General features: G+C 74.6%; 12 protein-coding genes and 3 pseudogenes. 6 read left to right on the top strand and 9 right to left on the bottom strand.

Annotated elements, in window-relative coordinates; translation table 11 throughout:
• Positions 1 to 69: 69 nt before the first annotated feature.
• From AB2U05_RS17085 to AB2U05_RS17070, 4 genes and pseudogenes are all read right to left on the bottom strand, one after another.
• Positions 70 to 645, bottom strand: coding sequence for a flavodoxin family protein (locus AB2U05_RS17085; protein WP_369183630.1), 576 nt, complete (start codon positions 643 to 645; stop codon positions 70 to 72).
• Between the two features lie 102 nt (positions 646 to 747).
• Positions 748 to 1,650: pseudogene (locus AB2U05_RS17080) on the bottom strand (NAD(P)-dependent oxidoreductase); the annotation flags it as partial.
• 121 nt (positions 1,651 to 1,771) lie between these two features.
• Positions 1,772 to 2,197, bottom strand: coding sequence for a hypothetical protein (locus AB2U05_RS17075; RefSeq protein ID WP_045692626.1), 426 nt, complete (start codon positions 2,195 to 2,197; stop codon positions 1,772 to 1,774).
• A gap of 181 nt (positions 2,198 to 2,378) precedes the next feature.
• A pseudogene (locus tag AB2U05_RS17070) lies at positions 2,379 to 2,543 on the bottom strand (heme-binding protein); the annotation flags it as partial.
• Between the two features lie 5 nt (positions 2,544 to 2,548).
• Between AB2U05_RS17070 and AB2U05_RS17065 the strand changes: the two are divergent.
• Positions 2,549 to 2,674 (top strand): annotated as a pseudogene (locus tag AB2U05_RS17065) (LuxR C-terminal-related transcriptional regulator); the annotation flags it as partial.
• 495 nt (positions 2,675 to 3,169) lie between these two features.
• Here the strand turns inward: AB2U05_RS17065 and AB2U05_RS17060 are convergent.
• Entirely contained in the window at positions 3,170 to 3,655 is a 486-nt protein-coding gene (locus AB2U05_RS17060) for a hypothetical protein (protein WP_157881988.1), read from the bottom strand.
• Positions 3,656 to 4,080: 425 nt separating this feature from the next.
• Here AB2U05_RS17060 and AB2U05_RS17055 point away from each other — a divergent pair, with 425 nt between their 5' ends.
• A complete protein-coding gene (locus AB2U05_RS17055) occupies positions 4,081 to 5,202 on the top strand; it encodes a glycosyltransferase (protein ID WP_045692627.1) in 1,122 nt (373 codons plus the stop codon).
• Positions 5,203 to 5,266: 64 nt separating this feature from the next.
• Here the strand turns inward: AB2U05_RS17055 and AB2U05_RS17050 are convergent, their stop codons facing one another.
• The 3 genes from AB2U05_RS17050 to AB2U05_RS17040 form a co-directional block, all read right to left on the bottom strand.
• On the bottom strand, positions 5,267 to 6,616 hold the full coding sequence (locus AB2U05_RS17050) for an MFS transporter (RefSeq protein ID WP_369183629.1): 1,350 nt from the start codon (positions 6,614 to 6,616) through the stop codon (positions 5,267 to 5,269).
• A gap of 116 nt (positions 6,617 to 6,732) precedes the next feature.
• Entirely contained in the window at positions 6,733 to 7,089 is a 357-nt protein-coding gene (locus tag AB2U05_RS17045) for a metalloregulator ArsR/SmtB family transcription factor (protein ID WP_045692629.1), read from the bottom strand.
• 56 nt (positions 7,090 to 7,145) lie between these two features.
• Positions 7,146 to 8,147 carry a LysR family transcriptional regulator gene (locus tag AB2U05_RS17040; RefSeq protein ID WP_063889727.1) on the bottom strand — a complete coding sequence of 334 codons (1,002 nt, stop codon included), beginning with the start codon at positions 8,145 to 8,147 and terminating at the stop codon, positions 7,146 to 7,148.
• Between the two features lie 435 nt (positions 8,148 to 8,582).
• Here AB2U05_RS17040 and AB2U05_RS17035 point away from each other — a divergent pair, with 435 nt between their 5' ends.
• From AB2U05_RS17035 to AB2U05_RS17020, 4 genes are all read left to right on the top strand, one after another.
• Positions 8,583 to 9,368 (top strand): response regulator, encoded by a 786-nt coding sequence (locus tag AB2U05_RS17035; protein ID WP_369183628.1) that lies wholly within the window; start codon positions 8,583 to 8,585, stop codon positions 9,366 to 9,368.
• Between the two features lie 153 nt (positions 9,369 to 9,521).
• The gene (locus tag AB2U05_RS17030) at positions 9,522 to 10,343 is read left to right on the top strand and encodes a UbiA family prenyltransferase (RefSeq protein WP_369183627.1); all 822 of its coding nucleotides are present in this window, start codon (positions 9,522 to 9,524) and stop codon (positions 10,341 to 10,343) included.
• A gap of 322 nt (positions 10,344 to 10,665) precedes the next feature.
• Positions 10,666 to 11,757, top strand: coding sequence for a sensor histidine kinase (locus AB2U05_RS17025; RefSeq protein WP_045692631.1), 1,092 nt, complete (start codon positions 10,666 to 10,668; stop codon positions 11,755 to 11,757).
• Complete coding sequence (locus AB2U05_RS17020; protein ID WP_045692632.1) at positions 11,747 to 12,403, top strand: response regulator transcription factor; 657 nt, start codon at positions 11,747 to 11,749, stop codon at positions 12,401 to 12,403. The genes AB2U05_RS17025 and AB2U05_RS17020 overlap by 11 nt, the downstream gene beginning before the upstream one ends.
• Before the next feature lie 81 nt (positions 12,404 to 12,484).
• Here the strand turns inward: AB2U05_RS17020 and AB2U05_RS17015 are convergent, their stop codons facing one another.
• Positions 12,485 to 13,606 (bottom strand): acyl-CoA dehydrogenase family protein, encoded by a 1,122-nt coding sequence (locus AB2U05_RS17015; protein WP_045692633.1) that lies wholly within the window; start codon positions 13,604 to 13,606, stop codon positions 12,485 to 12,487.
• Positions 13,607 to 13,821: the final 215 nt, after the last annotated feature.

Here is a 13,821-nt window from a genome sequence, read left to right as displayed (position 1 = left end):
GCGGTGGCCGGAAGTGATCGGTCCGCCCGATCGACCCGGTCGCGCGGCCCGGTCGCTCAGCCCGGTCGCTCAGCCCGCGAAGAACGACTTGGCCTCGATCAGGGCCCGCTCGTCGCGCAGCACGTCCCCCGGGCGGCTGCCGTTGCCGAGCAGCACGCCGCCCCAGCGCATCCCCATGTAGTCGGCGGTCAGCCGGAGGGTGCCGATCATCGGCTCGGCCTTCTCCGGCCCGTCGGCCAGGACGGTGACGCCCCACAGGGTGCGCCCGTTCATCCGGGCGCGGAAGTCCACCCCGGGGGCCTTCAGCCAGCCCGTCCAGTGGTCGAGGTAGAGCTTCGCGCTGGTCGGCAGCGTGTACCAGTACAGCGGCGCGACGAACACCAGGTCGGTGGCGGCCAGGGTGGCGTCCAGCAGCGTCCGCAGGTGGCCGGCGGGCTCGGGCTGCTCGGCGTCCGCGTGCCGCAGGTCCCGGTAGGGCGGCAGCGGGTGGTCCTCCAGCCGCAGCCAGCGCTGCTCGGCCCCGGCGGGCAGGCTCGCCCCGGCGGCCAGCCGGGCGAGCTGCACGGTGTTGCCCTCGCCGCGCGAGCTCGCCTCCAGGAACAGGAAGGAGCGGGCGGGTTCGGTGGCGTGCGGCTGGTCGGTCATCGTGCTTCCCCCGGGTGTGCTGAGACGAACGGAGGTGCGAGCACCCGCCGCGCGCCGGTTATTCCGCGCCTGCGCCCCACGCGGGGCCGCTGTCCGGGGCCGTTACTCGGGCAGCCCGGCCCGGCGGCGGGCGACGGATGCGACGGCGGCCCAGTCCTTCTCCCCGTCGCCGTGCGCCAGCGCGTCCAGGAAGGCGTCGCGCAGCACGCTGCCGAACGGCAGCGGGACGGTGGCGGCGGCCCCCGCGTCGAGGGCGAGGCCGACGTCCTTGAGGCCGAGCGGCAGCCGGAACCCGGCCGGCTCGTAGCGCCGTTCGGCGACCATCGCGCCGTAGCCGGAGTACACCGGCCCGGGGAAAAGGGTGCCGGTGAGCAGGTCGATCAGGTCGGTCGGCCGGACACCGTTGGCCTCCGCCAGGGCGCACGCCTCGGCCATCGACTCGATCGCGCAGGCCAGCAGGAAGTTGACGCTGATCTTGGTGGTGTTGGCCTGGCTCGGCCGGTCGCCGAAGTGCCAGGTGCGCTGCCCCATCGCCGCGAACAGCGGCTCGGCGCGGGCCAGCAGGGCGCCGTCGCCGGCGGCCAGGATGTTCAGCTGCCCGGCGGCCGCGACCGGGGGCCGGCCCAGGACGGGCGCGGCGACGTAGCCGATGCCGTGCTCGGCGTGCAGCTCCTCGGCGCGCTCGGCGAGGGCGAGCGAGACGGTGGCCATGTTGACGTGCAGGCTCGCCCGGGCGCCGGCCAGCAGGGCCGGGTCGAGCAGCAGCCGCTCGACCGCCGTGTCGTCGGCGAGCATGGAGACGACCGTGTCGGCGGCGAACACCTCGGCGAGCGACCCGGCCGGCTCGGCGCCCTCGGCCACCAGGGCGGCCACCGGCTCGGGCGAGCGGTTCCACACCCGGACGGCGTGGCCGGCCCGCAGCAGGCTGCCGGCCATGCCGCGCCCCATCGCGCCCAGCCCCACGAATCCGATCGTCGTCCCGGTCATCCGCGCACCCTCCCGTCCTCGCGGCCGGCCGGGCCCCGCGGCCCGGACGGTCGCCGCAGCCGTCCGTTGGTGGACGACTGTACGTCAGGTGCGGTCGGCGGCCCGGGCGTCGGACGCGGGCACCGGGCCCGAGGTGAGGTCAGGCGCAGGCGCGGGCCTGGGCCCAGGAGCGGTCGGCGGCGGCGCCGCGCTCCAGCTCGGTGACCACCCGGTGGCGCAGCAGCTCGTACTGGGCCTGGAGCCGGCCGGGGCGGGCCGGGCGGGCGACCGGACGGCCGGGGCCGACCAGCTCGTCCGGCCCGAACTGCTCGCGGGTGAGGTCGATCTCGACGCCGGTGGCGAAGCGGTTCCACCAGTGGAGGTCCGTCCGGACCCCACCGACGTGCACCTCGCCCATCATCAGCTCGCCGCCGAGCAGGTCGTGCACGACCATGGCCGTCACGCCGCACTGGCCGCGGGCGGGATTGTCGGGACGCCAGTGGGCCAGGTCCTCGGGCGCACAGGTGTCGACGCCCCAGGAGGAGCGGATCGCACGTTCGATGTCGTTGAGGGTCCACGCCGTCATACCGGGAAGCCTGCCACGCGGCACTGACAGCGGGAGCGGCTTTTCGAAGGGTCACCCGCTGTTCTGCGGCGACCCTTCCGGCGTTCACCCGAACGAGTGGGTCCGGCGGCCGCGGGCCGGACGGTCCGCCACCGGGCGCCGGCCGGCCCGCCCCGGGGACGGGGAGCGGGCCGGCCGTACGTCACTTGGCCAGGGCGGCGACGCCGGCCTGCGCGAACTGCTCGTCCAGGTCGCCGCTCGGCGCGCCCGCGACGCCGATGCCCGCGACCGGGGCGCCCTTCGACTGCACCGGGGCGCCGCCGGCCAGGAACAGCGTGCCCGGGATGTCCTTCAGGTTCGGGGCCTGGGCCAGCGCGGGCGCTGTTCATCAGCGAGGCCACGGTGAAGACGCACCTGGGGCGGATCTACGACCAGTTGGGCGTGGACACCCGGGCGGGCGCGGTGGCGGTGGCCAAGGAGCGCCGGCCGGTGCGGTGAGCCGAAGGTCACGCCCGCCGGGGGCGGTCGCTCGCGTTAAGCACTCGCGCGGTGTCACTGCGTGCTGCGATGATGCTCGGAGTGTCGGATTCCGTGGCGGCGCGGGCGGGACGCGGACACGGGGGCGGGAGCCGCGGCCGATCCGGGCCGGGCCCGGGACACCCGCACCCACCTGCTCCGACGCCCGGGTGGGGCGGCCGGGGCGGGGCTTCCCAGTTGTGGAAGTTTCGTGGACATCACTATTGACAAACCAACCACGCGGTTTGTTAGCGTGATACCAACGACGCCCTGGGGGGTAGGGGCTCGCCGAGGCCTGTGCGGACGACTCTCGCCGGAGGGTGAAAAGCCAGGGGGGATCGGCGCAGCTGCCGGGGGGTCGGGGGGAGCGGCAGCGCCGAAGCCGCGCATCGAGGCGGCGTGGAACGGGACCGGGGGGTCCGTTCCACGCCTCCCCCGGTTCACCGCCGCGCGGGCCCGTTCGGCCCGGCGCTCCGATCAGCCCAGTGAGCTCCAGTACGAGCAGCGCGCCTCCGGCAGCACCGCGGGGCCGCGCTCCGCGCAGGCCGCGCCCGCCGATCCGGCCGCCAACCGCGCCTGCCCCACCTCGCCGAAGCGGAACGCCAGTTGGTAGCCGTCCCGGGTGGCCGCGGCGACCCCGGGAGCGTCCTGGTCGGCGCTGCGCCAGGTGACCGTCCAGCCGCGCCGCCGCCAGTACCGCTCCACCACGCCCACCAGCTCCGCCCGCCGGTGCAGCGAGACCACGGTGAGCAGGTCCCGTCCGCGGCCGACGTACCAGCACGCCCCCGACTCGCGCCCGGGCCGCGGCAGCCGCACGCCCGCCACGGGCGCGCTCGACCGCCAGGCCGGTGCGGGCTCGATGGCGTCCAGGGTGTCCTCCAGCAAGGCCTCGCACCGCTCGGCGGCGGCCAGTTGGGCCGTCACCACCGCCACCGGCGAGGGCTCGCCGGAGGGCGCCGGCACCGCCCCGGGCGACGCGCCGCAGGACGCCCGGCCCGTCGCCCCCCCGAGCGCTCCGCCGGGCGCGCCGCCGGCCCCGTTTCCGCAACAACCGCCCGGGAACCCGAGGTTCAGCTCGGCACCACCTGACTGCACAGGGCCCTCCGTCTCCTCCCGGAGTTCGCTCCGGGCAGGGATTCCGTCACTGCTTGGACGGCGGGGGCGAACAGGCAGTTCCACCCCACACCGTCCCCTCACCTCCGGCCGCGGAGCAGAGCCCACTGCCGGTGACAAGTACCGTCGCAGAATGGCCGATTCACGTCCATCCCGATCGGAATCGAATTGACCTGGCATCACTTTCGAAAGTGAGACTGCCCTGATCACTGACGATCCGACGACCTGACCACTCCACGCAGCCCGCGCCCCGGCGCGGCAGGGAGAACACCACCATGCGCATCCTCTTCACCGGCCCGGCCTCGCCCGGCCACCTGTTCCCGTTGGTGCCCTTCGCCCAGGCGCTCCGCGCCGCCGGCCACGACGTCCTGTTCGCCGGGCAGCGCCCGATGGACCCGCTGCTGACCTCCGGCTTCCCGACCGTCGAGATCGGCGACGGCCGGGACATGCGCGAGCTGTTCGTCGACTTCCGCGGCGGGCAGCCGATGACCTACGGCAGCGACGCCATGACCCACGACGAACGGATGGACATGGCCGCCGGCGCCTTCGCGCACGCCGCCCGTCCCTCCTTCGACGGGCTGCTCGCCACCGCCGCCGACTGGGGCGCCGACCTCCTGGTGCACGCCGCCTTCCAGGCCGTCGCCCCGCTGGTGGCGGCCAAGCTCAAGATCCCGCTGGTGATGCAGAACTACGGCATCCCGTCCGGGCGCGACACCAACGCCCGCTTCCTCCCCAAGCTCGCCGACCTCTACGAGCAGCACGGCGTGGCCGGCCCCGTCGAGTCCACCGTGCTCAACCTCGGCCCGCTCGGCGGCGACCCGGAGGGGCTGCGCGCCCGCTACATCCCGTACAACGGCACCGGGTCGATCCCCGCCGAGTTCCTGCGCCCGGCCGAGCGGCGGCGCGTCCTGGTCACCCTCGGCTCGGTGGTCGTCGGCATCAACGGCGTCGGCGGCGTCTCCCGGCTGATCGAGGCCGCCGACCAGGTCGACGCCGAGTTCCTGCTCGCGGTCGGCGACGCCGACCTCACCGCGCTCGGCGCCCTGCCCGCCAACGTCCGCCCGGTGCCGTGGATCCCGCTCGCCGCGCTCGTGCGGCACTCCGACGCCGTGGTCCACCACGGCGGCGCGGGCACCACCCTCACCACGCTGGACGCCGGGCTGCCCCAGCTCGTCCTCCCCCAGGGCGCCGACAACTTCATGGTCGCCGACGCCCTCGTCGAGGCCGGCATCGGGCTGCGCTCCAGCTCCGCCGAGGTCGACGCCGCGGTCCTCGACCGGCTCCTCAACGACCCGGCCGTACGGGCCGCCGCCGAGGACGTCCGGGCGACCAACACCGCGCTCCCCTCCCCCGCCGAGCTCGTCCCCGCCCTCGAGGACATCGCCGCCCGCCGCTGACCCGGCCGCAACGCTGCGACGCTGCGGGTAGGGGGCCCCGTCCCGTGGGCGGGGCCGTCAGGCGTCAGGCGTGGCGGGGCCGGCTTCGGTGGTTCCGGTCGATCACATAGCGGTGGCCGTGGCTCCAGGCGCCGGCCGGGGCGGGGCGGGCCCCGGCGAGATGGGGGTGGTCGGCCGGCAGGTCGGTGTGGACGTGGTCGAGGGCGTCGGGGTCGCGCCGGGGCCAGAGCCGGACGGCGCCGAGCGCCGCGGTGAGGGCGACGGCCCCGAGGACGAGGGCGGTGACGGGCAGGCCGGCACCCGCGGCGAGCCAGCCGGCCAGGGGGTAGGTGAGCAGCCAGCACGCGTGCGAGAGGGAGAACTGGGCGGCGAACGCGGCGGGCAGTTCGGCGTCCGCGGCGGAGCGGCGCACCACCCGCCCGCCGGGGGTGAGGACGGCGGAGCTCGCGGCGCCGATCAGCGCCCAGGCGGCCAGCAGCGCGAGCCAGGCCGCCGTCCCGGGCGGCGCGGCGGTGATCACCGCGGTGGCGCCGAGGACGGCGGGCAGGGCGAGGGCGGCGGGCAGCATCACGGCCCGGTCGCTGACCCGGGCGAGCAGCCGGGGCAGCAGCAGTGCGGTCAGCATGGACCCGGCGCCGTACGCGCCGAGGGCGAGGGAGACGGCTCCGGCGGGCCGCTGGAAGTGCTCGCGGACCACCACGACGGTGTTGACGAAGACGATCGCCCCGGCGGCGGCGACCGCGAGGTCCAGCGCCAGCAGCGCCCGCAGCCGCGGGGTGGCCCAGAACATCCGGGTGCCGGACAGCGCCTTCGCGTAGACCCCGCCGGCGCGTTCGGCGGCCGGGGCCTTGGGCAGGACGGCGGAGAGCACCAGGGCGGCGGAGGCGAGGAAGCCGAGGCTCGTGCCGGCGAACAGCCAGTTGTAGGAGACCAGCGTGAGCAGCACGGCCGCGAGGGCGGGGCTGAACAGGGACTCCAGGTCGTAGGCGAGCCGGGACATGGACAGCGCGTTGGTGTAGTCGCGCTCGGCGGGCAGCACGTGCGGGATGGTCGCCTGGAAGGTCGGGGTGAACGCCGCGGAGGCGGCCTGCAGCAGGAGGACCATCAGGTAGATCTGCCAGACCTGGTCCACGAACGGGAGCGCGAGCGCGACGCCGGCCCGGGTGAGGTCCGTCGCCACCAGCAGCGCCCGCCGGGAGATCCGCCCGGCGAGCGCGCCCGCGATCGGGGCGACGGCCACGTACGCGACCATCTTGATCGCGAGGGCGGTGCCCAGGACGACGCTCGCGTTCGCTCCGGCGATGTCGTACGCGAGCAGGGCCAGGGCCACCGTCGCGAGGCCGGTGCCGACCAGGGCGACGACCTGGGCGGTGAGGAGGCGGCGGTAGGTGCGGTTGCGCAGCACGGTCAGCATGGGCGCGCTCCCCGGATCGGAGTGGCGTTGCCCGTCCATCGTAATCAATGAGTGCGCATGGATGCACATATTTGCGAGACGGCTCCGCGGCAGTTCGGACGGCCCCGCCGGAGCGGTCAGTCGTGCGGCGGGAGCGAGCCGACCTGGTGGTCGGCGACGTTCAGCGCCTCGTCGACGAGGCGGCGCAGGTGGCCGTGGCGCAGCGAGTACACGACCCGGCGGCCGTCCTTGCGGGTGGCGACCAGCCCGGCCAGGCGCAGCTTGGCCAGGTGCTGGCTGACCGAGGGCCGGGCCGCGCCGGTCGCCTCGACCAGTGTGGTCACGTCCGCCTCGCCCCGGCCGAGCCGCTCCATCAGGGCCAGCCTGGTCCGGTCCGCGAGCAGCGCCAGGATCGAGGCGGCGGCGTCCAGCCGCTCGCCGTCTGCGGGCTGATGCGCATGGGAGGCATCTGCGAGCTGCGTGCGGGTGTCCATCGCCTCATCGTAGGCCCGTCCCCGGCGCCCGGCTGCGCGCCCGCGGCGGTCCCGGTTCAGCGGACCGGCAGGGCGCCGGGCCGGGGGTGGAGCCGCGCGGCGTCGGCGACGGTACGGGTGGCCGGGCCGGCGACCGGGCGGGTGACGGTACGGGTGACCGTCGCCGCGAACGAGTCCTGGACCAGGGCCGCGAAGCGGGCGGCCAGCGGGTGCGCGCCCTGCGTCGGGTAGGCCAGCAGCATGGGGACGGACGGCGCGTCCGGGATCCGCAGGAAGCGCACGCTCGGGTGCAGGCCGCGCCGGGCCGCCGACTCGGGGACGATGCCGACGCCGCGGCCGGCCGCCACCGCCTCCAGCCATTCGTCGAAGTTGCCGCAGGCGACGGCGGTGCGCGGGCGGCGGGCGGCGGGCCAGAGCTCGGGGCGGACCGTCCCGCTGACCACGTTCCGCACCAGCGGGTGGTCGGCGAGTTCGATCCAGCGCACCGACTGCTGCCGGGCCAGCGCCGTCCCGCGCGCGGCGGCGGCCACCTGGGCCTCGGTGCAGAGCAGGACGGTGTGCATCCCGCTCGCGGGGGCGTCGCCGCGCAGCAGCGCGAGGTCGACCACGCCGCGGTCGACGCCCGCGAACGGCTCGTCCCGGCGCACGAGTTCGACCCCGGCCCCGGTCTGCTCCTCGAAGGAGGAGAGCGCGTCCTGCATCCAGCCGTCCGGCAGCATCCAGGTGAAGCCCAGCCGCAGCCGGGTCTCGGCCGGGCGGGCGGCCAGGGCGTCCTCCAACCGGGGCAACAGGTGGAGGAGTTCGGCGCGCAGCCGGTCACCGGCCGGGCTGAGCGCGACGGTTCGGGTGGTCCGGTGGAGCAGGCGGGTGCCGAGCGCCTCCTCCAGCCGGCGGATGGTCCGGGTCAGGCTCGGCTGGGTGGTTCCGGTCAACTCGGCGGCCTGCGTGAAGTTCAGGGTGTCGGCGACCGCGAGGAAGGCCCGCAGGTGCCGGATCGCGACGTCCCGCCGCTCCGGCGCGTCGGGACGAGCGCCGGAGGATGACACCGACTCGTTCATGATGGCCCCCTGATTTCCCCTGTGGTGGTCCCAGCCCGTCGTCCCGGTCGGCGCCGGCCGGTTCCGGCGTCCCGGCCGACCCTAGGCGGGCGTCCGGTGCGCACTGAAGCCCCTGTCCTCCAAGGTGTCCCGGCCGCTGCCTCGAAGGAGACACTCCCGTGTGGCGGCGGATCCGGCCGGGTGCCTCCGAGGAATGACCGCGGGCCCGTTCGGGCGCCATCCATCGACGGTGCGCATAGCCGCACCCCGTCCGGTATTTGTCCGAACCTCGGGCCGCTGACTAACGTCGGCCGCCCCACCGGTCATTGCGGTGAAGGGCCGCCGGAATCCGGTTCCCGCTCGTTGTCCGCCGGCCCGAAAGCCGGGCCGGACGACCCGCGATTCGAGAGGATCGGGCAATTCATGGAACGTACCGACGAACGTACCGACCGGAGCGTGGCGATCCGTTCAGCCCGGCGCGCCGTGGTCGTCGACCCGTGGCCGCTGCTCCGCGACGCGGTGGCGGCCCTGCTGCTGGACACCGGCGCCGCCCGGACGGTCGAGACGGCCCGCGGCGGCGCGCAGGCCTGGGAGCTGTGCCGCGCCCTCGGACCCGACCTGGTGGTCACCGACGCGGACCTGCTGGCCCCCGGCGAGGGCCTGCTCCTCGGCCGCCGGCTCAAGGCGTCGGCGAGCCCGCCCCGGGTCCTGGTCTACTCGGGGAGCACCGACCCCTCGGTCGTCGTGGAGTGCCTCGGCGGCGCGGCGGACGGCTTCGTGCACCGCTCGGCGGAGCCGGAACAGCTGGTCTCCGCCGTGCGCGGACTGGCCGAGGGCCGGCCGGTGTGGTTCGTCGGGGAGCAGGACCGGCCGGCTCCGACCGGGGCCGACCCGGTGGACGGCGCGCTGCTGCGGGCCATGACCGGCCGGGAGCAGGAGGTGCTCGGGCTGCTGCTGCGCCGGTACTCCAACGACGAGATCGCGGGCGAGCTGTGCCTGGCCCGACAGACCGTCAAGAACTACGTGAGCAGCGTGCTGCAGAAGCTGGAGATGTCCTCCCGCCGGGAGCTCCACTCCCTGGTCCCGGCGCGCGGCCCGGACCTCGGCCGCCGACCCGCCGAGCCGGGGGCGGCCGATCGGTGCAGGTCAGTACGGCCGAAGGTGGGGGCGGGGCGGGGCGGGATGCCTCTCGGAGGGCACGTCGCGGTGTTTCCAAAGAGGCAGTCACCTGCCTCCCACTAGGGATGTTCACCCGGCACCGGCTGGCTAGCATTCTTCGCCATGGGGAGTCCAACGGCAACTGCGGGAAAAATACCTTCCACAAGTGTCATCGGGGCGAATGTTCTGCGCACTGCGGCCCTCTGTCTCGAAGAGGCCCGGATATCCGTGCAGATCATGTTCTCGATACGTTTCGCGACAGCCTTCCTCCTGGCCACCGGGAATTCCCGGATCAAAACCGGGCACCTGCTCTCGGACGGTGTCGCCTGGGCCTTCGGAACGCTTTTCGCCTATGTGCTCAACGGCGCCATGGACGTGGCCGAGGACCGCTTGAACGGCTCCGGCCGCCCGGTCGCCCGGGGCGCGCTCACGCCCGGGACGGCGCTGCGGGCGGCCTGGCTGTGCGCGGGCCTGGCCGTCCTGTTCAGCCTGGACTCGCCGCCGGTGCTCGGCCTGCTGCTGGCCTACCTGTTCTGCGGGTTCGCCTACTCGGCGCCGCCGTTCCGCATGACGCGGCACAGCCACAGCACGGTGGCGACGGTCCTGCTGCTCGGCGGGCTCACCTACGCGGCGGGCTGCGCGGCCGCCGGCGGGCACCGCGGCGCGGTGCCGGTCGTGGTGTTCGCCGTCGCGATGTCGCTGTGGATGGGCCTGGTCGGGGCCCTGGTCAAGGACCTGTCGGACGTCCGGGGCGACCAGGCCGCCGGCCGCCGCACCTTCGTGGTCGTCCGGGGCGAGCGGCTGGCCCGGACGGTCTGCGCGGTCAATCCCGTCCTGGTCGGCGTCGGGTTCCTGGCGGCGGCCCGCACCCTGGCGCCGGTGCTCACCCTGCCGGCCGTGGTCGTCCTGGCCGGGGGCCTCGCGGTCGCCCACTTCTCCCTCACCACCCGCTCCGACGAGCGGCGCGGCCGCAGCCGGCTGCCGTACCAGGCCTTCATGGTCACCCAGTACGCCGCCCACCTGGCGCTGCTCGGCATCGTGGTCGCCGGGGTGCGCTGACCACCGAGCAGCCGACCACCGGGCCGGGAGCGGAGCGCGCGAGCGGAGGACGCGCGCTCCGCTCCCCCGTCACGCCACCGGCCGCCGGCCGGGAGAGCGGTCCCGTCCGCCCGGCCCGTCGAAATGAGACGGACTAGCATTCGGCAGCGCGGCCGTCCGGCTATCGAATACCGGCCTGAATTCGCCGGGGCCGGCAATTTCCCCCGGGATTGCCCGCCCGATACGATCGAAGCTTGTGTCTTCCTGTCCGTGGGGGTAGTTGATACTCTCCGCCGTGGGTTGCGCCTGAAGCGCCATCACTACTTGGGGGAGTTCGGTGACCATGGCGGGGGGAGATGCGGCGGCGGCCGCGGCGCGGATCGCGGCGAGCGAGGAGGAGATCCTCACCCGGTACCGGGCCGGGCTCCGGCAGCGGCACAATCCCATCGCGGCCGACGAGGACGTCTGGGACGGCTGCCGGCTCCAGGCCCAGCGGATTCTGGCGGCCGGCGTGGAAAGCCTGCGCGCGGGCAGCGCGCCGTCACCCGCCCCCCTGCTGTCCTCGATGATGGACCTCGCCGCCGACCGCGTGCAGCAGGGCCGGCGCATCTCCGACTCGGCCGAGGCCGGGGTCGTCCTGTTCGAGGTCATCATGGACGTCCTGGTGCGCGAACTCACCGACGAGCCCGGCGCGGTGCGCCTGCTGGAACGGGCCATCGGCACCGTGCAGCGCGAGATCGGGACGCGGCTCCAGGTCGGCTCCGCCGCGTACGACTCCTTCCTCCTGAACGCCGTCAACGAGGTCAACCGGCGCGGCTACCTCGGCCTCGCCCGGGACATCCACGACCAGATGGGCAACAGCCTGAGCCTGGCCCTGCGTCAGCTCGACCTGTTCGAAATGGCGTTGGGCGAGGTCGACGAGAGCGTCGCCGCCCGCCTGGCGGCCACCCGGCAGGCCGTCCACGACTCGCTGCTGATGGCGCGCGACATGGTCAGCGGGCTGCGCCGCAACGCCCGGGACGCCCCGCTGAGGACCGCCCTGCGCAACTTCGTCGAGTCCATGGACATCGCCGAGACCACGGCGCAGATCCACGTGAACGGCTCCGAGAACTGGGCCCCTTCGGAGACGCTCGACGAACTGTACGTGCTGCTCCGCGAGTGCCTGCGCAACTCGTTCACCCATGCGCGGGCCACCCGGATCGTGGTCCACGTGGACATCACGCCGCACGAGATCCACGCACTCGTGGGCGACAACGGCCGCGGCTTCGACCTGAGCGCGCGGCCCGGCCCCAAGACCATCAACGGCCTGACCGGGATCAGGGAGCGGGTGGCCCTCCTGGACGGCACCGTCGCGTTCTCCTCCGCGCCCGGGAAGGGCACGACGGTGAGATGCTGGGTACCCATCCGAGAGGGCGCGACGACGCATGGACAGTGACCGGATCCGCATCCTGGTGGCCGACGACCACCTCGTCCTGCGCGACGCGCTCTGCGAAATGCTGGACAACGAGCCCGACTTCGAGGTCGTGGCCCGGGCCGAGGACGGCCCGTCCGCGGTCCGGCTGGCCGCGGCGCACCACCCGCACGTGGTGCTGCTCGACATCGAGATGCCGAACCACCGCCCGCAGAACACCGTCCGCGACCTGCTGCAGCAGGATCCGGCGGTCAACGTCGTGGTGCTCAGCATGTACGACGACCCGCACCTCGTCCAGGAGTTGCTGGCGCTCGGCATCCGGGGCTACCTGCACAAGAGCGTGACCCGGGAGTCGCTGGCCTCGGCGATCCGCAACCTGCGGCAGGCCAACCGCCGCACGGTGACCATCTCGGTCTCCTCGCACAGCCTCGCGGCCTCCGGCGACGACGGAAAGCTGCTGTCGGCCCGCGAGTTGGAGGTGCTGACCCAGGTGGCCGCCGCGCTGAGCAACCGTCAGATCGCCGTCCGGCTGAGCATCACCGAGGGCACCGTCAAGCGGCACATGCGGAACATCTTCACCAAGCTGGGCGCGGTCTCCCGGATCGACGCCGTCAACAAGGCGGTCGCCGCCTCGCTGATCGGCTCGCACCACATCGCCGGGCGGGGCTGACCGGCGCCGTCCTCGGGCGCGGCCGGGGACGGGGACGCGCGAAGGCCGGCCGCGCCCCGCGACCGGCCCCGAACTCCCGGCTCAGCCAGCTGACTTGAGCACGCGGGCGTGCTCCCGCAGCCGCGCCAGCGGGAACCCGTCCGGCGACTCCTCGTCGCCGCGCGCCCGGATCGCCCGGTCGAGCACCCACTCGGTCATCCCCGGGACGACGGCCTTGACGTCCTCGATGCCGCCCCAGGCGGCCGGGCCGCCCTCGGTGTCCATCAGCCAGGCCGTCCGCAGGGCCAGCAGCCGGGCCTGCTCGATCCGCAGCCGGGCCTGGCGGGCCCACCCGCGGGTCTCGGCCGTCCCGGCCGCCCCGGACATCAGGTCGAGCCCGCGTTCGGCCATCCCGATCAGGCGCATGCAGTGGTGCAGGCGGTTCGGGTCGAGCAGGCTGTGCGCGATCACCGCGCCGTCGCCCTCGCCGCCGACGATGCTGTGGGCCGGCAGCCGCACCCCGGTGAAGCGGACGGTGGTCCGGCCGCCGTACACGCCGTCGTCGTAGCCGGAGCTCCAGGGGCCGGAGCCGAGGGAGACGCCCGGGCTGCCGACCGGCACCAGGGCGATCGACCGCTGGGCGCCCGGCGACCGGTCGCCCGCCGACCGTCCGGCCGAGCGCGCCATGACCAGCAGGAGGGCGCACTCCGGCACCGCGGCCGCCATGAACAGGCCGCCGTGGCCGTCGAGCACGTAGCCGCTGCCCCGGGGCTCGATCCGCAGGTCGCCCGGGTCGACGGCGCCGGGGGCGGGCAGGCAGACGGCGGACCGGAGGTCGCCGGCGAGCAGGGGGCGCAGCCAGCGGTCCTGCTGGGCGCGGGTGCCGAACTCGGCCAGCACGTTCATCACCCCGGTGTCCGGGGCGGCGCCGTTGATCGCGTCGGGCGCCACGAAGGGGCTGCGGCCGGAGATCTCCGCCAGCGGGGCGTACTGGAGGTTGGTCAGCCCCGGGCCGAAGGCCGGGTGCGGGAGGAAGAGGTTCCACAGCCCGCGCTCGCGGGCCAGCTCCCGGAGCTTGCCGAGACCGTCCGGCCGGGCCCACGGCTCGGCGCCCGACCCGCCCCGGCCGGCGAACTCGGCCTCGGCCGGGAACAGGTGCTGGTCCATCAGGACCAGGAGACGCCAACGAAGTTCCTTGGTCAGCGGGTCGTAGCTGAAGTGCATCACAGACCTCGGTCTCTTGCTGGAGGCGCGGCACCCGGTGAGGGATGGCACCGCGCCGTCGCCGGCGGGCGGTACGGAGGAGGGTGTCGAGCGGGCCGCCAGGGAGGGACGTGGCTTCGAGGCTAGCCCAGCGGCCCGAGCGCTTTGATGCCCCCAGGGACTGCTTCCGAATGTCTCTTTGGAGGTGTCGGCCGATGTCTCCATCTGGGGATTCG

The sequence above is a fragment of the Streptomyces sp. Y1 genome (assembly GCF_041053115.1).
Lineage (GTDB): Bacteria > Actinomycetota > Actinomycetes > Streptomycetales > Streptomycetaceae > Kitasatospora > Kitasatospora rubellomurina.
Note: the sequence above shows the minus strand (reverse complement) of the source record. Positions and strands in the feature narration are given on the sequence as shown.

What these genes read in the sequence shown, in the direction of transcription:
- AB2U05_RS17025 (WP_045692631.1), top strand. Translation starts at nt 10,666, where the DNA reads ATGGCGGGGGGAGATGCGGCGGCGGCCGCGGCGCGGATCGCGGCGAGC.
- AB2U05_RS17050 (WP_369183629.1), bottom strand. Translation starts at nt 6,616, where the DNA reads ATGCTGACCGTGCTGCGCAACCGCACCTACCGCCGCCTCCTCACCGCC.
- AB2U05_RS17020 (WP_045692632.1), top strand. Translation starts at nt 11,747, where the DNA reads ATGGACAGTGACCGGATCCGCATCCTGGTGGCCGACGACCACCTCGTC.
- AB2U05_RS17030 (WP_369183627.1), top strand. Translation starts at nt 9,522, where the DNA reads ATGTTCTCGATACGTTTCGCGACAGCCTTCCTCCTGGCCACCGGGAAT.
- AB2U05_RS17075 (WP_045692626.1), bottom strand. Translation starts at nt 2,197, where the DNA reads ATGACGGCGTGGACCCTCAACGACATCGAACGTGCGATCCGCTCCTCC.
- AB2U05_RS17085 (WP_369183630.1), bottom strand. Translation starts at nt 645, where the DNA reads ATGACCGACCAGCCGCACGCCACCGAACCCGCCCGCTCCTTCCTGTTC.
- AB2U05_RS17015 (WP_045692633.1), bottom strand. Translation starts at nt 13,606, where the DNA reads ATGCACTTCAGCTACGACCCGCTGACCAAGGAACTTCGTTGGCGTCTC.
- AB2U05_RS17045 (WP_045692629.1), bottom strand. Translation starts at nt 7,089, where the DNA reads ATGGACACCCGCACGCAGCTCGCAGATGCCTCCCATGCGCATCAGCCC.
- AB2U05_RS17055 (WP_045692627.1), top strand. Translation starts at nt 4,081, where the DNA reads ATGCGCATCCTCTTCACCGGCCCGGCCTCGCCCGGCCACCTGTTCCCG.
- AB2U05_RS17040 (WP_063889727.1), bottom strand. Translation starts at nt 8,147, where the DNA reads ATGAACGAGTCGGTGTCATCCTCCGGCGCTCGTCCCGACGCGCCGGAG.